Origin of the sequence: Pseudoselenomonas ruminantium, from assembly GCF_900113715.1 — a bacterium.
Taxonomy (GTDB): domain Bacteria; phylum Bacillota; class Negativicutes; order Selenomonadales; family Selenomonadaceae; genus Selenomonas_A; species Selenomonas_A caprae.
This window is the reverse complement of the sequence record NZ_FOQK01000002.1, coordinates 155394-173233: the sequence shown is the minus strand read 5'-3', so window position 1 is coordinate 173233 and position 17840 is coordinate 155394. Positions and strand designations below refer to the sequence as shown.

Genomic DNA, 17840 nt, shown 5'->3' with positions numbered 1-17840 from the left:
TAAGCCGCATAAACAAAGGGCTTAACGCACTTTTTGGCATAGTTTCGTCAGCGTTTCAGCACCTCGCAGATGGCCGCATAGAGCTTCTCGTTGCTGAAGGGTTTGGGCACATGCGCATTCATGCCCGCCGCGAAAGCTCTGCGCTTGTCTTCGTCAAAGGCATTGGCCGTCATTGCAACGATCGGGATGCCAGCCTTGCACGGATCAGCGAGGGCGCGGATCGCCCGCGATGCCTCATAGCCATCCATGCGCGGCATCTGGACATCCATCAGGATGAAATCATAGTAGCCAGGCTCTGCGCGCTCCAGCATCTCGACGCAGTCGGCACCGTCGATGGCATGCTCAAGCTCGAAGCCCTGCTCGCTGAGGACGGCGATGACGATTTCCGCATTGAGCTCGTTGTCCTCGGCCAGCAGGATGCGCATCCCCCGGTAGTCCGCGATGCTGCCAGCTGCCTCGGCCTGCAGTTTCTCCCCCTCGTCCCTGTCCGCCAGCTGGAGAGGCAGCCGGACGACAAAGGTGGTGCCCTCTCCCAGCTTGCTCGACACGCTGATCGTCCCCGCCAGCAATTCGACCAACTTCTTGACGATCTGCATGCCAAGGCCCGTGCCCATGATGCCGCTGGTGGTCGTGTTGCGCTCCCGCGTGAAGGCCTCAAACAGCTGCGGCAGGAAGTCTTCGGGCATGCCGATGCCCGTATCCGCCACAGTCGTCTGATAGATCGCCTGGCCCGCCTGCTCACCGGGCAGCTCACAGACCTCCAGGGTGACGAAGCCGCCCTCCGGCGTGTATTTATAGGCATTGCTGAGGATGTTCAGGAAGATCTCCCGCACCTTGGTCTTATCCACCAGGACCTCGGGATGCTCCATCTTCAGCGTATAGGCAAAGGTGATCCGCTTGTCCTGCATCTGGGCCTCGAACACCGAGCAGGTCGACTCCATCAGCACCCGCATGTCTGCGTATTCTGCATCCACCGTCATCTTGCCGCTTTCGATGCGCGCCATTTCGAGCACGTTGTTGACCAGCGACAGCAGGAAGTCGTTGGCCTGCTGGATCTTGTGGATATAGTCGCGGGCCTGCTCCTTGTTGTCAAGGTTCTGCTGCAAAAGGTTCGAGAACCCGATGATCGCATTCATCGGCGTGCGGATATCGTGGGACATATTGAACAGGAACGAGGTCTTCGCCTCGCTTGCTACTTCGGCCTGCTTCTTGGCCGTCTCCAGCTCTGCCTGCCGTTCCTGCAGCTTCTGGTTCAACGCCTTGGTCTTCCGCGCCGTCGCCAGGCTCTGCAGCAGCAGCATGACGATGAAGGACACGATCAAGGCCACCAGCAGGAAGACCAGATTCAGGTTGGCCTTGACGAAGTCGCTCACCGAGATCTTCTGGTCGATATAGGTATTGCGCGTCAGCGAATCGTTCACCTCGGCACTGTCCATGCCCTGATTGAGCCGCTCGAGGATGGCATAGAGCTGGATGCTGTCCGGCCGCGTCACGAAGGCGATGCCTCTGTTCTTGTTGGTCGGCACAGCGGTCAGATGATATTCCTCGATCTTGTCCCGCATACTGCCCATGCGGTAGCTGTTGATGAGGAAGCAGTCCGCCCGGCCGCGGGCGACGCCCTGCAGGCAATCGTCGACACTCGAGAAATACACGGGCTTCCAGCGCGGGAATTTATCCTTCAGCAGGCCGTCCACCTCGGGGCTTTCGCTGACGACCGCACAGCGCAGCTCAGCCTCCAGGGAGAACATCCCGCTGTCCTGTGGCCGGATCACAGCCATGATCATCGCATCGGCCAGCGGGGTCGTGACCAGCAGGTTCTGCTGCTCAGCCTCATAGTCGCTGAAATCAGCCGGGAACACGCAGTCGATCTTGCCCTCCTGCAGAGCATCGAGTGCATCGTCTAAGGTCGGATAGGCCATGGGCGAAAAATGCAGCTTCGAATTCTTCATCCCGCCCATGGCTTTGCGAATGTAGTCGGCCAGCAGTCCCTTGACATGGCCGTCGAAGGCATCCTGGGCACAGAATGGCAGCATGTTGTCGGGATAGCCGATGCGGATCGTGCCATGAGCATTGAGCCACTCGCGCTCATCGCTGGACAAGAACCGCCGCACCCCCGTATTGCTCATGTATTTCTGGTTCAGGTTGCGGTTATAGTAAAGGTTCTGGCTGAGGATAAGGTTCATGGCCTTATCGAGCTCCTCCTTGATATCGGGACGGTTCTTGTTGACGCCAAAGTAGTAGTCCGACGAGCCGATGCGCGCCACGGGGTCAGCATTGTCCACGTAAAGATCGTACGAAGCGCTGGTGACAAAGCCATCGACCTCGCCATTTTTCAGCAGACGTTCGGCTTCTTTCCAAGACGCCGCCAGCTCAAGGATATCCACCGACAGGCCATGCTCTGCCACCCAATTCCTGAGAATCTGTGACTGCATGCTGCCCTTGAACACCGTCAGTCTTTTACCATTGAGCGATGACAAATTATCCGGATCGATGCGGTTCTTCGCGGGATCGATGAAGATATAGTAATCCTCCTTGCCCATCGCATAGTCCGACAGCAGCATCGTGCCGACGCGGTCTTCCTTGTAGGATACATCGGCCAGCAAATCGATTTCGCCCCGCTGCAGCATCTGCAGCAGCTCTACCCAGCTGCCCTCGACATATTCGTATTGCCAGCCCGTATAGGCCGCAATGCGGCGCTGATATTCATACGCGTAGCCCGTCCGGCGCCCATAGGCATCGATGCTGTTGAACGACGAATCAAACCAGCCCACACGGACGACATGCTGCGCCCGTCCCTCGGCCGCCGCCACGCCTGCCAGGCAGAACTGCAGCACCATCAGCAGGCACAGCCAAACAGATAGCACGCTTCGCATAGCAATCCCCTTTCGCTGAAACTCCTTTTCTCAGATATTCGCTGTCCGAGGGGCGTCTTCCTTTATTTGCCGCAGATTTATCGCCACGAAAAAAGCCCCGGACAAATCCGGGGCCCTGTATCTGAAGACGAAGAAGCGGAGTCACTCCACTGACTCCGCTTCTATCTAAAAAGATGTAAGGAAATGGGATACTGGAAACTGGGATAAGTTTCCAGAGAAGAGACCGATAGGTTCCGATGCAAACCGGTGGGATATCCGGTTTAATTCCTATCGACAATGTTAGTATAACACATCTTTATCAAAAATAGTAGCCCCATCGCGGAAATATTTTTCCATTTTCCACTTTTTCTGTAAACTTTAAGAAGACTCCCAGCAGCCTCTAATCTCGCCGCCGTCCATATAGCACGAAGCGAGGAAAACGGCTATAATGATAGATAGAATAAATCCTCTACGAAAGGTTGCAAGCCTATGTCTCTTTTCCATAGCAAAGTATACGGCATCGTCCAGGGTGTCGGCTTCCGTCCCTTCGTCGACCGGCTGGCCGCGCGCTTCCATATCCTCGGCAGCGTCTGCAACAAGGGCCCATATGTCGAGATTTTCGCCCAGGGCAGCGAGGAGGCTGTCCACGCGTTCCTGTCCGCCATCGAGAGCGAGCCGCCGGAGCGCGCCACCATCCTGAAGCTCGACACGGAGCGTCTCGACGCTCCCGAGACCTACACGGTCTTTGCCATCATCGAAAGCGCCAAGGAGCGCGGCGATATCTTCGTCTCCCCCGACATCGCGACCTGCGACAAATGCCGCGCCGAGCTCTTCGACCCGAACGACCGCCGCTATCTGCATCCCTTTATCAACTGCACGGCCTGCGGCCCGCGGCTGACGATCCTCGACTCCATGCCCTACGACCGCGAGCGCACGAGCATGGGCGAGTTCCCCCTATGCCTAGCCTGTGAAAAAGAATACACGAGCCCGGCTACCCGCCGCTACGATGCCCAGCCGGTGTGCTGCAACGACTGCGGCCCTGAGGTCTATATCATTGGCAATGAGGACTGCCGCGGCGCTGCGGCCATCACGCGGACGCGTCAGACCATCGCCGCGGGCGGCATCGTCGCCATCAAGGGCATCGGCGGCTTCCATCTCTGCTGCGATGCCCAGAACGATGCGGCCGTAAACCGCCTGCGCACCCTCAAGCACCGGCCCGTCAAGCCCTTTGCCATCATGATGCGCGATATGGCCGCCATCCGCCGCGAATGCCACCTCGAAGACGGGCAGGAGGAAATGCTGACGGGACACCAGAAGCCCATCCTGCTGCTGAAGCGCAGGGCTGGCGGCCAGCTCAGTGACAGCGTCGCCCCGGGCAATCCCAAGGTCGGTGTCATGCTGCCCTACGCCCCTGTGCAGATGCTGCTGTTCGACTATCCCGACGGCATCACGATGCCGGATGCCCTGATCATGACCAGCGGCAATCCCGCAGGTGCCCCCATCTGCCGCGACGACGCCGGCGCTCGCGAAGCACTGTCGGGCTTTACGGACCTGATGCTGTCCCATAACCGCAAGATCCGCATCCGCGCCGACGATACCGTCATGGACTGGCTTGACGGGAAGCCCTATATGATCCGGCGCAGCCGTGGCTTTGCGCCGCTGCCCTTTATGCTGAAGAACGACTTCCACGGACAGGTGCTCGGCATCGGCGGCGAGCTCAAAAACACCTTCTGCGTGGGCTCGAACAATCTCTTCTATCCCTCGCCCTATGTCGGCGATATGAGCGACCTGCGCACTATGCAGGCCCTGCGTGAGACCATCGGCCGGCTGACCGAGCTGCTCGAAAACGAACCGGCCATCGTGGCCTGCGATATGCATCCCCGCTACAACACCACGGCCATCGCCCAAGAGCTCGGACTCCCGCTGTTCCCGATCCAGCATCATTACGCACACATTCTCTCCTGTATGGCCGAAAACGACTGCGATGAACCGGTCATCGGCGTGAGCTTCGACGGCACCGGCTATGGCACCGACGGCACGATCTGGGGCGGCGAGATCCTGCGGGCCAGCTACGCAGGCTTCACGCGGCTCGGCCATATCGCCCCCTTCCTGCAGACCGGCGGCGACAAAGCCGCCACCGAAGGCTGGCGCGTTGCCGTCGCCATGCTCTACGGACTCTATAACGATAAAGAAAAAGTCACGGCCCTTGCCGATACGCTGCATCTCTGCGCAGCCAAAGACCTGCCTGCGCAGTTCTTCATGGCCGATAGCCAGGTCAACGCCATCCGCTCCACCAGCGCCGGCCGTCTCTTCGATGCGGTCAGTGCCTTGCTGGGCATCCGCACCGCCTCGACCTTCGAAGGCGAGGCCTCGATGTACCTTGAATTCGCCGCCGAAAGCTATCTTACGGCCCAGGGACTCACCCCGCAAGCCATAGAGCTTGACAAGTCATCGCCTGACCTCCGCCGGCTTGGCTTGTCAAACGCTGACAAGTCAAATCTTGCCCCGTCAACGGCTGACCCATCAATCATCCTGGCTACCGATGAGCTCTTCCGCCATATCCTTGCCGAGCGGCTGGCAGGAACCGATCCGCAGAAGCTGGCATTTCTCTTCCATGCCGGCCTTGCCGCCTGCATCACCGCCGCCTGCGATAAGGCGCGGGAGCACACGGGCCTTACCACCTGCGCGCTCTCGGGCGGCGTCTTCCAGAATCACCTGCTGGTCACGCTGGTAAGCAATGCGCTCAAGGCTAAAGGCTTCCGCGTCCTGCGCCATAGCCTTATCCCGCCCAACGACGGCGGCATCTGCCTCGGCCAGGCCGTCGCAGCCATGTATCATCTAAACCAATAAGAAAAAGGGGCTGTTGTATGAGTAAAAAATTACTTATGGTGTGCTCCCCGTCAAGTAGACAGTGAAAAAAATAAACATTATGCGGCTCACAATCATGTGGGCCGTTTTTCATGCCATTAAACTCAAATGTTCATGTAATTCGCTTGGGGTCAAAATCCCAAGCCGACGTTGCGGGCGCTCGTAAGTGTAGTAATTTATGTAATCTTCTATTGCCTGTACTAATTCTTGGCGTGACCTAAATTTCCTACGGTAATACATTTCCCGCTTTAATATACCCCAAAAGCCTTCCATTGGGCCATTATCCAGGCAATGTGCTACACGAGACATGCTTTGCCTCATACCAGCCTGTTCAATCTTCGTCCTAAAATTTTTGTTCGTGTACTGGAAGCCACGATCGCTGTGAAACAGTGGCTGCGCCCCTGGATTAGCTTCCAACGCCTTGTCTAAGGTTTGAAATACCAGTTGGTTGTTATTACTGTCCCCAATCACATAAGAGACTAGCCGGCGGTCGCACAAATCTAGTATAGCACTCAGATATACTTTCTTGACTGTACCGTCCTCTGCTGTGTATTTGAATTCCGTCACATCAGTTACCCATTTCTGGTTGTAGTTGTCTGCATGGAAATCCCTGTTTAGTAAGTTTTCTGCGGTGTAATATGGATCAACCGCAGGCTTAGTGCAGCAATTGTGCCTCCCCTTAATTACGGAGCGCAATTTTCTCTTGCGACATATACGTAATACACGTTTATCGTTGGCGTGCAAACCGTGGTCATGTTCAATCTTATCACGGAAGCGCCGGTAGCCCATATCTGGATGCTCCTTGTGAATCTTCTCTGCAAGGGCAGCCAGTTTGTGGTTCAGGCCATCATTCGGGGAGGACTTCCTGTGCAGCCATTTGTAGTAAGCGACTCTTGTCACGTGTCCATGCCTGCATAGCTCACTTATGGCATAATCTTTATGACTGCTGCTCAGATCCCGAATTGCTCGGTATGTATCTGTATGACGCGTCCGCTCTAGTATCACCGCCTCTCTATCTCTTCGAGTTTTTTTAGGAAATCTATCTCCATCTGCTGATGTTTCAATTGCGCTTTCAGCATTCGGTTTTCATATCTGACGCGTTCAATCTCGCTCATTTCATAATCTGGCTTGGTACGCCCACGGCCATCCTTCAGTCCATCAATGCCCTTATTGTCATACTTGCGTACCCATGTATATACCTGCTAATATGACACAGAAAATTTATCCGCTGTTTCAGCATAGCAGCGACCATTGGATATGCAATCTTCTACTATGGAAACTCTCTCTTCTAAAGTAGTCTTTCTACCTGTAGTCACGATTTTGCCCCTTTCCTGGCCGGATGGCTTCAATCCTTCGTGACTATTATACTTCATAATCCACTTCTGCAACTTGCTCTTAGAAAGAATCCCGTACTTTTTGCAAATGGCATCCTGTGAGCCTTTGCCTGCCAGATAATCTCGTACAGCACTTTCCTTCAAGTCCTTGGAATAGTGTTGATACCCCTTGGTATATGCTTTAGGCCCATATACTTCATAATTTCTCACCCATTGCTGAAATGAAGCCAGGGCAACTCCAGCGGTTCTAGCCAAGGCCATGCCGCTTCCTTCTCCACGTTTGTACATTTCAACATAACGCACCTTAGTCTCTGGTGCTATCTTTTTTCTGCGCATACAAAACTTCCCACTAGATAGACAGTTTTATTATTTCTTCTGTCTACCTAATGGGGAGCATATCACATATCATTACGTGCAACAGCCCCTTTCGTTTACTCATTTATGTACCTGCCATCTATCCTTTAATATGTGGCTTATCTGCTGACGAAAATCTACGGGCTTCAGCACTTCTATATGCTCGATATACTGCAATGCCCAATATTTTATCGCATATTCGTTGCACTTGACCGTCACCAGCATATCCTCATTATTCAACGGCTTTACCGAAAAATCTTTGCCAAACCAGTCCACCAACTGATCCATAAGATATTTCCCCGTCTGAAATTGCACCTCAATAGTGTTGCCACCAAACATATAGATATGCTCCGCCATATGTCTGGGCAGGTTATAGCCATGAACAAACTCATCCACCAATGACTTATCCTTAGCCGGCTTATCTACTATAGTCACCTTTTTCATCTTATCTATGCGGTAATGGGATACATTGTCGTAAGGCTCCGTATTACCAATCAGATAATACCAGCCATTACATACCACCATTTGATAAGGATTGACAACATATGGCTCATCCCGCTTAGGCACCAGCTTAAACGAAGTGTTGTAACGGTTGTAGATAAATTTCACCTGCCGCTTTTTTTCAATAGCATCATTTAACACTTCGACATTCTTCATAACCACGGTATTATCTGAATGCCGCATTTCCGGCAGATTCGCAATGTGTTTGACTTTTGCCTGAAAATAACGGTTTCCCTGCTTAACCAGTTTTTTGATTAACCGCTTCGCCTGACTCTGCGATACTCCCTTCGCAGATAATACACTGTCAATCAGCAAACGTAATTCTGCATCGTCAAAATCCCGTTCCAGCAAATAATAGCCCTTATCCGCAGCAATTTCATAGCCCAATTCCTTCAAAGAGTCAATATTCGCTCGCACGGACCGCCTGTCACAAGTCATGCCATAATTCTTTTCCAGTAACTGAATCATCTCCATTTGCGTCAAACGATGATTCTCATCCGTATATTCTTTCAGAATCTCCAATATCAGCATATTGAGCATTTTCTTATTGCCTGTCGCGTACATCATATCACTTCCTCTTTGCCTTTGTTCTAGGCAAAATCCTCCAATCCTTCATGTTTTCTGATTTTATTTTAGCAGATGAGATGTACAAAAAAATGTACCTTGTGTCTGCTAAAATAAGCATAAGATGAATCACCACAACAGAAAAGGAGGCGTTTGCCATGTTATTTTATCAGGTAAAGGTTGCTTGTTCACTCGTTGATAATGGCAAAATGCAAAAAAACTATGAAGAATCACAGAACGCTTGGCACAGGCTAATAGAAGATATAAATGATACGCTCGAAACGGACGCCAACGAATCAAAAATATTTATGACCATTTACAAGGCTTCCCCGGAGGAACTATTCTTTATTGCCGTTATTGATTCGCTTGAATCACCCTCATCTAAAACTCTACTTAAATTTTTGGCTGACTGTGTAAGCGAAAAATATGGACTTTCCCTGCAAAGAAAAGCACAGATGAAGGAAATCTCCCCTAAAGAAGCAAGAAAGTTTTTAGAAAACAGTTCTCATTTTATTAGCCGCAATCGCTATTGGGACAACGACAATTATAGTCTTGATTATTATAACAACAGAGATTTTCAAATCACAGAACAAATTTTTGATAAATTTCCCACCAACTTAAACGCTGCCCTTGAAGATGCCCATACATTTATACCAGATAAAACCTTGTTGGAGGAAATCAAGCGTATCTATACCCCGACCCATCCACACAAGTATCAAGGTCATCCTGTACACTATAAGCTGTCTGCTGATAATAAAAATTCCGCCTTGCAACTTGCCACCTGCTTATGCCGCAACCTTTACGCCAATCAACGTCTTGTAAGCCGTTGCATCAGTTATATTTCCGATATTACTGAAGGCTGTTTTAACGATTCGGATATCGAGTCTATTTTCCGACAAAGTGCAGGCGGTACTATTGTCATAGAACTTACGGGAAGCAAAGAAGAACATCAAAACTACACAACCTGTTATGAGGAAGTCGTAAATTTTTTCACCGAACAAATCCGTAAGTATCAACGGAACACCCTCTTTATTCTTGTGGAAAACACACATAATCCCGGCTTTACACACAATCTAATCAGCTCACTACAAGAGGAAATGTTCTTTATTGAAATAAAAGAAGGCACGGGGAATCGGCAAACAGCAACAAAATATCTGCAAAAACTATTAACTGATGGCAAGATTTCCTATAACACCGAGCAGATAGAATACGTTTTAGGTGATAAGACTGTATTCCGCCCCTCCGATATTTATCAGATGTATGACCGGCTCTATCGAAATAACTTACGTAACAACGCATACACAGCATATAAAGAAGTCAGCCGGGTTACACTTGCCGTCAAAAAGCATGCTGAAAAAGACGCATACAGCCGCCTGCAATCCATGATTGGCCTGCAGGAAGTCAAAAAAGTTATCGAAAATATACTGGACACCTTCCGCGCGCAAAAAATACGTTCTACTATGGGATTAAACCAGTTCCGCCCCAATATGCACATGGTCTTTACCGGCAATCCGGGGAGTGCTAAAACCACGGTAGCCAGATTACTGTCAGAAATTCTTAACAGTGAAGGTATCCTATCATCCGGTGAATTTGTGGAATGTGGCCGTGCCGATTTGGTTGGCAAATATGTAGGCTGGACAGCCCCAACGATAAAGAAAAAATTCCGACACGCCGAAGGCGGGATTTTGTTTATTGACGAAGCCTATTCGCTTGTTGATGACTGTGAAGGCTCTTACGGAGACGAAGCCATCAATACCATCGTGCAGGAAATGGAAAATAACCGCGATGATACCATTGTTATATTCGCCGGCTATCCCGATAAAATGGAAAGATTTCTCGAAAAGAATGAAGGTCTGCGCAGCCGTATCGCCTTCCATATTGATTTTCCCGATTACACACCCCAGGAACTATTGGATATCCTGCATTTGATGGCCAGCAAACAGGAATTGACGCTCGGTGCAGGTATAAATGAAAAATGCCGAGAATTATTCAACAAAGCCAGCCAAACAGACAACTTCGGCAACGGCCGCTTTGTACGCAACCTGCTGGAACAAGCACAAATAAAACAGGCCAGCAGACTTATGCAGGAATACAAGGGAAAGGAAATTGACCGCCATATACTATTGGAACTGAAAAAAGAAGATTTTGATGTAAATGTGGTGAAACAGTACAAATCCAAGAACAGAACACTTGGTTTTGTCCCCAATCCATAGAGTAAATGATAATGTCGTATGGTCAGTAAGGTGGTGCTTTGAAATGTTTTATATAGGGATGGAATTAGTTGATTGACGCGGCAGGAATTTCAAGGCTGAGAAAGAAGATAACAACAAGATATTGATGACAGATTGTGAAATTATATCCATTAGAAAAAAGATATGAATTATCTGAAAGAGATGCGCTAAGAGATTTGGAACCAATAAATATTCCAGCGGCATTAAAGCATTCAGGTTCACATTTTGGATAATATTATATGATTCATTTATACAAGGAGGTATTTATCATGAATTTGAAAGAAGCTTTTCAAACGCAGAACAAAGTCAATGATTTACTGAGTTACATCACCAGATATTTGTCCGATAATGACAACGTTATGACGATTACAGAAAAACACTTGCGCAGCAAGGCCTTAAAAGGACAGAAGGATGAGACTGTCGATGTTAGTGAGCGCAGCGAAGAAGGTTTTGCTATAGAGGCGTTGTTAAAAGTATGGCAGGAACTTATGGAAGAAAAAGAAAAACTGTCGTGCGCAATAGGCAAAGCTAAGGCAGGGATGGGCTTTAACCTTGACGCAGCTGTAGATGCTAATAAAAGTAGGCGGTCAATGCTTCAAGTATTACAAGGCTTAGCAAACTTGAAGAGTTCTCATGAACTGCAAAAGGGCGAAGGCCAAGGATATGTGTTTAACAATGACGGTAATCAAACTTCCTACTACTATGATATTGACCGCATTATGACGATTGATTATGACAGGAACAAGGTAAGGGCAATGGTTAAGGAATTTAATCGCAAGGCTGACGAAGTATCTCTCAAGATTGATGAAGCATTGCTCGCTACCAAAGTTGATTACACGCCCAGGTTTGACCTGGCAGGTGAGAACCAATTTATTGTTGAGGAATTGCTGGAAGAATAATTAGGATATAATCAGCCACTTTAGCAGGGGCATTCATTAAAGGGAATTCGGTTCAGGTGCAGATGAACTATGAAGCTGCATGCAAATTACGAATGATAGCAGATAGCTATTTGCGTATGGAAATTATGGCTAAGAGCCTGAGGTGTGTACCTCCAATATCCATTATGACGATTCAACTATCGCTATTTCGTTAATCGCTATACGCGATATCTCCATAGCGTTTTAACACTATGACAAGATAACGTTTCGCTAATTGTACGTTCCTTGTGTAAGGAAGAGAAATATTACGTTAAAGGCCGAATGTCTATGCTTTTTGATAGTTGTTCGGCAATGGAAGGAACTTTGATGGATGCTCCAGCTAAAGTGGCTGAATTGGTCTCAAAACAAGTGTGGTTTAATTAGCGGCAGATTAAAAGGAGTGATATTTATGAGTGGAAATTCAACAGCACCTGGTCCAGGAGAAAAAGGAAGTAAATTATGGATGCAGGCGATAGTTAATCCAGATCAAGAAATTTTGCAAAGAAAATTATTGAAGGGAAAATTGGATATTGACCCCAAGAAATTGGAGGAGTATAAAAGAGGAATACAGGGAAAATTGAATTTCGATGATGGAGCGTGGATATCTCCTCTTGCTAGTGAAGATTATCGTGAATATAAATTAAATCAAATTGCTCACAGAAACATAAGGGAAACTGTTTTAGGGATAGATAAGAAAAATGATTTATACGATACTATATTTAAATTTTGGCCGTCACAACAGCCTGTATGGGATGCGATGGCAATACATGAGAATAAAGCAGGATGCAAGCAGTTGTTCCTCTTTGAGGCAAAAGCTTATAGGGAGGAAGCGAAAACAAAATGTGGTTCTAAATCAAAAGAAAATATTGCGCTAATAGAAAAATCTATGCTTAGCGCATATAATTACTATACTAATAAATCATATACAGTTGAAACTTGGAAAGAAAAAGATATTTGGATGAATACTTATTATCAATTAGGTAATAGATTAACTTTTCTCTATTATATAAATGAAAAACTAAAAAACATACAAACCACGTTGGTATTGCTTAATGTTGTCAATGATGAAACATTTAATTCAGTTCTGGAAGACGATTGGAAAGAATATTATGAGAAGGCTTTCAAGAAAATGATAGGATGTCCAAAACCACCAAAGAATGTAAAAGTGTTATTGGTGAATGGTAGTAAGGGGATAGAATTGTTATGGAATTGATGAAACGATATCAAGCATTAAAAGATAAGGTAATAAGTCGAAAAGAAGAATTTGCTAATCTGATGCAGTTTATAGAAAAAGAAACAGCGTATCTAACAACGCCTGCCTCTACCAAGTTTCATCTTTGCCGTGAGCGTGGCCTTTTGGAGCATAGTGTCAATGTGGCAGAGAACCTGCTGAAAATCAAGGCAGTACTTGCCCCGGAAATTAGTGATGAAAGCTGTGTCATCGTGGCACTGCTTCATGACTTAGGCAAAGCTGGGATGCCTGGGCAGCCGCAATATCTAAAAAATGAACCGAGCCCCAAGCAGAAGGCTTACGGCTATCCTGCTACTACGCCATATCGCTTCAATAAAGACCTGTTATATTTGAGCGTTCCTATCCGTGGGCTTTATCTGGCAGCCAGTCGTTTCCCATTAACAGAGGAAGAAGTACAGGCCATAGTCTATCACGACGGTCAGTATGTAGAAGATAACCGCAGTGTGGCGGCAAGGGAGGGGAAACTTACCTTGCTTTTGCAGTATGCGGATAATTGGAGTGGCTTTATTGTCGAAACTGCAGAATGAAATATTCATCATATAGGAGGGCAGACTATGACAGCGTTTGATGAGAGCAGGTTTGCTCATCTTCATGTCCATACAGAATACAGCCTTTATAGCGGTGTAGCTCGTATCAAAGAGCTGGTGACAAGAGTTAAAGAACTGGAGATGAAACATTTAGCGATTACCGATTATGGAGCGCTGTACGGAGTTATACCTTTCTATAAGGAATGTAAGAAGCAGGGAATAAAACCGATTATCGGCTGTGAACTGTATGTGGCCCCTACCTCGCGATATTACCGCTGTACTGTTGATGGTGAAACGTACTACAATTTGATTTTGTTGGCAGAAAATCAAATGGGTTATAAAAATCTGGTGAAGCTTGTGTCGTTGGCCAATATAGAGGGTATGTACTACAAGCCACGAGTGGATAAAGAACTTCTACAAAAATATCATGAAGGGCTTATCTGCCTGTCGTCTGGTGCTGATGGCGAAGTTTATCGTGCAATTAGTCGCAACAATAAGCCAAGAGCGAAAAGAGTGGTTCAAGAATACATCGATATTTTCGGCAAAGAAAATTTTTTCATTGAGGTTCAGAATCACGGTTTAAGCCAAGAGAGAATTGTCAATAAGAGCTTGGTTGAATTAGCTGAGAATTTTGGCTTAGGTTTGGTGGCAGCCAACGATTGTCGATATTTACGTCAGAAAGATAGTGAGTTATATGCTGTTCTGCATTGTATAGAACATGGCATGGACTTGGACGAATATAAGAATGGCCGATATGATAATGGAGAGTATTACCTTAAATCTCCACAGGAAATAGCAATATTGTTCTCGGAATATCCAGAGGCTGTTGCCAATACCGTAAAAATCGCTGAACGCTGTCAGGTTGACTTTACCTTTGGTCAAATGCAAATGCCTGCATTTTCTCTGCCCAAAGCTTATAAAACGGATGATGAATACTTGTGTGCGCTATGCGAAAAAGCTCTCCCTGAATATTATTCGGTGATTACAGAAGAAATACAGAAACAATTATGTTATGAACTGGACATGATTAAAAGAAGCGACCTTGCAAGATATATCCTAATTGCACAAGATATTATTGAATTGTGCCGAGAACATGATATTAGTGTAAGGTCACGGTGTAGTTATTTGGAAGGTAGTATTATAGCTTATGTTCTTGGACTTAGTAAAGTAGAACCTTCAAAGTGTAATTTAGAAGCTGACACTGTTTTGAATCTGGATCATATATCCTTACCTGAATTTAAGTTGGGCTATAACCAACAGATAGATAATCAAGATTTCGTCATCGATTATCTTAAGGAATGCTATGGTTATGATAGCGTAGCACAGATTGTCACTTTTGGTACGCTGCTGGCTAAAGCTGCATTAAGAGAGGTGGGCAGAGTTTTGGGGATTGATTATGAGCACATAGATGCTATAGCCAGAACTATACCAAATGAATTACGTATGACTTTGGATGAGGCATTGAATACGTCTGCGGAATTTCGTCAGCATTATGAATCATCGGAAGTAATCAAGAGATGGGTTGACCTTGCTCATGAGATTAAAGGTTTACCACGGCATACATCTCCCCATGCATCAATGGTGGTTATTGCTCATGGTCCATTGATGGATTATTTGCCAGTGTCCGAATCAGAAAACAGTTTAGTGGCAGACTTTCCTGTGAAATATTTGGAGGAGATGGGAATGTTTATGGTGAGTCTGACGCTATCACGGAGATTATCCTAAGATTAAGATTCTATCTGAAATGACCTCCTGACAGTTCATTTTTGTCAGGAGGTCATTGCTACAAAGCGTACACATATCACAAAATTTTCTCATCAACTGTCACAAGTGAAAAATATATCGATTATCTTAAATAAACCAATATAATCTATCACGTCCAATATTCGGGAATTTTTGTAATATATCTTCCATCCTATACCCTGGATTTTGAATCATCCATTGCTTTATGGTTTTAATCAGTGTGGTAACATTTTCTGCTGACCGTAATTTGCCTGCATCAGCATCCACTTCCACCACAGCATCATATTTGGTCAAAATGTTATTTTTCCGTCCATGCCCCAGCAATAATTTTCCCTTAAAATTTGTCATGCAATTAAACATAATATTGGGGTAATGCATTATCACTGGACTGTCATGTACCTTTTTGGGTTTTACCCCCATATAATTCGGGTAAAGCAGCTCATTATCGCCTGTATGAATAAATACATCTTTCAAGCAACAACCCATTTCATTCAACGAAAATACTTCTGTAAGACCTTGCCAATTCCATTGGTTGATTCTCCTTGGCTGCAACAGCGCGTTATCTACGGGAAACCAAGTAGTCAAATAGCCTTCCAGTGAATCATTCCGTGGAGTATTCTTCCAAACACTCCACGGAGTAGTCGCTCTTTTCCCCGTACAGCCATTCTGGTAAAAAATTAAATCGTACGGCTCTCCCTTTAGCAATATCACGGTACTAAGCGGAAAATCTGGCAATTTCATTTTTCCGTCAATGCGTACATATTCGCCACTATCGATAAAGTTCATGATTTCAACCTCCTTATCATGTATATCTTCAATATACCATTAACAATGTGCAAAAAAATGCACATTGTATTCCCTATAATAAAAACTTAATAAGAATTAAGGAGGCAATTCCATGTTCTTATTTAACACTTACCATTCCGCACACCAAAAAAATATGATAAATGGGAAAAGGAAAATGAATGAACGATAAAAATATGCACGCTGAGAGTGTGAGAGTATAAACTTCAGCGTGCATATTTTTATGCTCTATGTTATTTTTAGATTACGCAATCGCTAACCCCAACATCAATCAACATTTTTGCAAATTCACCGCCATTTATCAATCGAATAGGTAAAGAGATATTTTGAATACTCTGCTGAAGAGCTGCTTGCTTTACTTCTGGCGAATATTCATCACAAGATGATATTATCCAAGCGGCACAAGTATAATTATTTTTATCTACGGCATCTATATAATTTTGAATTTGCGTTATCGCCCAGTTATTGTCTTGAACACCTTCATAATGCTTAGCTTGAATGTAAACCACTAGATTAAGCCTTGAAAAAGTTGCTATAACATCAGCATCCGCATCATTAGGCTTATTCGAATTATTTTTCGATGGAATATACACATCATCTGCTCCAAGTTTTTTCATATACCATTCAACGAGCTGTTCAAATTTATCTGGAGTAATCTCCTTTTGGATTAACTCTTTTAATGAATTACTCAAGTTTTCCGATACTGTTTTGTAAAAATTTAGCGGTTTGTCATTTTTTACATTAGCTACAACATCTTTTACATCATCAGACAAATCATTCATTGTTCCGTTAGTCGCGCGTGATTTTAAACGTTTCGTTAGATCAGTTTTGAGAAATGTCTCCCTAGGTACAAATTCAGTAACAGGCTTTACTTTCACAAAGAACCCCAAATCGTATTCTTTACCATCACTATCGGAAATTCCTGCACCATCAAAAACAACACCTTTACCATTCCAATCCTTGATGCTGTCAATGATGTCACGCGGCAAATTGTTAATTGATTTTGCCGTTTCCAATACTTCGTATACAGCAAATGTTCCCCACGAAGGAATAACTACCCAATCGCCCACTGCAAATCTAGAAAAATTCCACAAAAACCAACGATTACGGCTAACTTTGTTATAGATCTCTTGAAAAATTTCATTGTATTTTTCCTCATCAATAGTACCTGCCTTAATCTCCGCAACGACTGTACCATACTTCGGCAAGAGATCACCAAATCCTATGGTCATATATCCTTTTTCCAAAAGAGGATAAGACACACGCGCCTCATAGCTGATACGATGAAACCAATAATTCATATCACATCTCTCCTTTCAAAATCATTCTTCCACCACAAAGCAACTCCAACTATCAGCATATTGGAGGAGCAATGTCAACTTTTCCTCATGGGATGCCACGCTTCTGTTTTCTTCTACATACTGTCCATCATGGTAAGCAATGGCCTGCACTTCTTCCTCTGTGAGCGGGAAACGTGGCGTAATGAGATAGAGGCTTCTAATCGGCACGCTAAGATAGGTCAGTTCATTATTAAACCGATAAGGCGGATTAGCTGCATAGCCATAAGCCTTTTGCTTCGATGTCGGTTCATTTTTGATGTACTGCGGATTCCCCGGCATCCCGGCTTTACCCAAATCATGCAAAAGTGCCACGATAACGCAGCTCTCGTCACTTATCTCCGGAGCCAGCGTGCTTTTTAGTTTCAGCATGGTTTCAGCGACATTTACACTATGCTCTAAAAGCCCCTTTTCATGGCACAGATGAAACCTCGTCGAAGCTGGCGCTGTCAAATATTCTGTCTCATTTTCGACATACGACATCAGCTTCTGAAACTCCTCCTTCCTGTCCATAACTTTATCCTTCAATTTCTGATAGCGCTTCATCAAGACCATA

At 46.1% G+C, this 17840-nt stretch carries 13 protein-coding genes and 1 pseudogene; 6 read left to right on the top strand and 8 right to left on the bottom strand.

All coding sequences use genetic code 11. The annotated features are described in order from the left end of the window. Nucleotides 1–47 precede the first annotated feature (47 nt). On the bottom strand, nucleotides 48–2873 hold the full coding sequence (locus BM181_RS01970; RefSeq protein ID WP_075441932.1) for an ATP-binding protein: 2826 nt from the start codon (nucleotides 2871–2873) through the stop codon (nucleotides 48–50). Nucleotides 2874–3341: 468 nt separating this feature from the next. On the opposite strand from BM181_RS01970, the gene hypF reads away from it, so the two are divergent. After that, nucleotides 3342–5702 carry a carbamoyltransferase HypF gene (gene hypF, locus BM181_RS01965; protein WP_075441930.1) on the top strand — a complete coding sequence of 787 codons (2361 nt, stop codon included), beginning with the start codon at nucleotides 3342–3344 and terminating at the stop codon, nucleotides 5700–5702. 108 nt (nucleotides 5703–5810) lie between these two features. Here hypF and BM181_RS01960 read toward each other — a convergent pair whose 3' ends face one another. From BM181_RS01960 to BM181_RS01950, 4 genes and pseudogenes are all read right to left on the bottom strand, one after another. Continuing rightward, the gene (locus BM181_RS01960) at nucleotides 5811–6725 is read right to left on the bottom strand and encodes an IS3 family transposase (protein ID WP_177207146.1); all 915 of its coding nucleotides are present in this window, start codon (nucleotides 6723–6725) and stop codon (nucleotides 5811–5813) included. Beyond that, nucleotides 6722–6916: pseudogene (locus BM181_RS15700) on the bottom strand (helix-turn-helix domain-containing protein); the annotation flags it as partial. The pseudogene BM181_RS15700 and the gene BM181_RS01960, both read right to left, overlap by 4 nt. Before the next feature lie 6 nt (nucleotides 6917–6922). Then, nucleotides 6923–7390 carry a helix-turn-helix domain-containing protein gene (locus tag BM181_RS01955; RefSeq protein WP_143092081.1) on the bottom strand — a complete coding sequence of 156 codons (468 nt, stop codon included), beginning with the start codon at nucleotides 7388–7390 and terminating at the stop codon, nucleotides 6923–6925. Nucleotides 7391–7489: 99 nt separating this feature from the next. Next, entirely contained in the window at nucleotides 7490–8473 is a 984-nt protein-coding gene (locus BM181_RS01950) for a helix-turn-helix transcriptional regulator (RefSeq protein WP_075441928.1), read from the bottom strand. Nucleotides 8474–8631: 158 nt separating this feature from the next. On the opposite strand from BM181_RS01950, the gene BM181_RS01945 reads away from it, so the two are divergent. The 5 genes from BM181_RS01945 to dnaE all read left to right on the top strand — a co-directional run bounded on the left by BM181_RS01945 (nucleotide 8632) and on the right by dnaE (nucleotide 15125). Continuing rightward, a complete protein-coding gene (locus BM181_RS01945; RefSeq protein ID WP_075441926.1) occupies nucleotides 8632–10686 on the top strand; it encodes an AAA family ATPase in 2055 nt (684 codons plus the stop codon). Between the two features lie 287 nt (nucleotides 10687–10973). Then, nucleotides 10974–11603 (top strand): formate dehydrogenase, encoded by a 630-nt coding sequence (locus tag BM181_RS01940; protein WP_075441924.1) that lies wholly within the window; start codon nucleotides 10974–10976, stop codon nucleotides 11601–11603. A gap of 427 nt (nucleotides 11604–12030) precedes the next feature. Beyond that, the gene (locus tag BM181_RS01935) at nucleotides 12031–12834 is read left to right on the top strand and encodes a hypothetical protein (RefSeq protein WP_143092079.1); all 804 of its coding nucleotides are present in this window, start codon (nucleotides 12031–12033) and stop codon (nucleotides 12832–12834) included. After that, a complete protein-coding gene (locus tag BM181_RS01930; protein ID WP_075441920.1) occupies nucleotides 12825–13400 on the top strand; it encodes an HD domain-containing protein in 576 nt (191 codons plus the stop codon). Before BM181_RS01935 ends, BM181_RS01930 begins: the two co-directional genes overlap by 10 nt. A 27-nt stretch (nucleotides 13401–13427) precedes the next feature. Then, nucleotides 13428–15125: a DNA polymerase III subunit alpha gene (gene dnaE / locus BM181_RS01925; RefSeq protein ID WP_075441918.1), complete on the top strand. Its 1698-nt coding sequence runs from the start codon at nucleotides 13428–13430 to the stop codon at nucleotides 15123–15125. Nucleotides 15126–15251: 126 nt separating this feature from the next. On the opposite strand, the gene BM181_RS01920 is transcribed toward dnaE, so the two are convergent. The 3 genes from BM181_RS01920 to BM181_RS01910 all read right to left on the bottom strand — a co-directional run bounded on the left by BM181_RS01920 (nucleotide 15252) and on the right by BM181_RS01910 (nucleotide 17839). Beyond that, the gene (locus BM181_RS01920) at nucleotides 15252–15929 is read right to left on the bottom strand and encodes a hypothetical protein (protein ID WP_075441916.1); all 678 of its coding nucleotides are present in this window, start codon (nucleotides 15927–15929) and stop codon (nucleotides 15252–15254) included. 257 nt (nucleotides 15930–16186) lie between these two features. Beyond that, entirely contained in the window at nucleotides 16187–17248 is a 1062-nt protein-coding gene (locus BM181_RS01915; RefSeq protein WP_075441914.1) for a restriction endonuclease, read from the bottom strand. A 21-nt stretch (nucleotides 17249–17269) separates the two neighbouring features. Then, the gene (locus BM181_RS01910; protein ID WP_075441912.1) at nucleotides 17270–17839 is read right to left on the bottom strand and encodes an HD domain-containing protein; all 570 of its coding nucleotides are present in this window, start codon (nucleotides 17837–17839) and stop codon (nucleotides 17270–17272) included. Between the last annotated feature and the right edge of the window lies 1 nt (nucleotide 17840).

Excerpts from the sequence above, each read along its gene's own strand:
- BM181_RS01970 (WP_075441932.1), bottom strand. The coding sequence starts at position 2,873 with ATGCGAAGCGTGCTATCTGTTTGGCTGTGCCTGCTGATGGTGCTGCAG.
- hypF (WP_075441930.1), top strand. The coding sequence starts at position 3,342 with ATGTCTCTTTTCCATAGCAAAGTATACGGCATCGTCCAGGGTGTCGGC.
- BM181_RS01955 (WP_143092081.1), bottom strand. The coding sequence starts at position 7,390 with ATGCGCAGAAAAAAGATAGCACCAGAGACTAAGGTGCGTTATGTTGAA.
- BM181_RS01950 (WP_075441928.1), bottom strand. The coding sequence starts at position 8,473 with ATGTACGCGACAGGCAATAAGAAAATGCTCAATATGCTGATATTGGAG.
- BM181_RS01945 (WP_075441926.1), top strand. The coding sequence starts at position 8,632 with ATGTTATTTTATCAGGTAAAGGTTGCTTGTTCACTCGTTGATAATGGC.
- BM181_RS01940 (WP_075441924.1), top strand. The coding sequence starts at position 10,974 with ATGAATTTGAAAGAAGCTTTTCAAACGCAGAACAAAGTCAATGATTTA.
- BM181_RS01935 (WP_143092079.1), top strand. The coding sequence starts at position 12,031 with ATGAGTGGAAATTCAACAGCACCTGGTCCAGGAGAAAAAGGAAGTAAA.
- BM181_RS01930 (WP_075441920.1), top strand. The coding sequence starts at position 12,825 with ATGGAATTGATGAAACGATATCAAGCATTAAAAGATAAGGTAATAAGT.
- dnaE (WP_075441918.1), top strand. The coding sequence starts at position 13,428 with ATGACAGCGTTTGATGAGAGCAGGTTTGCTCATCTTCATGTCCATACA.
- BM181_RS01920 (WP_075441916.1), bottom strand. The coding sequence starts at position 15,929 with ATGAACTTTATCGATAGTGGCGAATATGTACGCATTGACGGAAAAATG.
- BM181_RS01915 (WP_075441914.1), bottom strand. The coding sequence starts at position 17,248 with ATGAATTATTGGTTTCATCGTATCAGCTATGAGGCGCGTGTGTCTTAT.
- BM181_RS01910 (WP_075441912.1), bottom strand. The coding sequence starts at position 17,839 with ATGGTCTTGATGAAGCGCTATCAGAAATTGAAGGATAAAGTTATGGAC.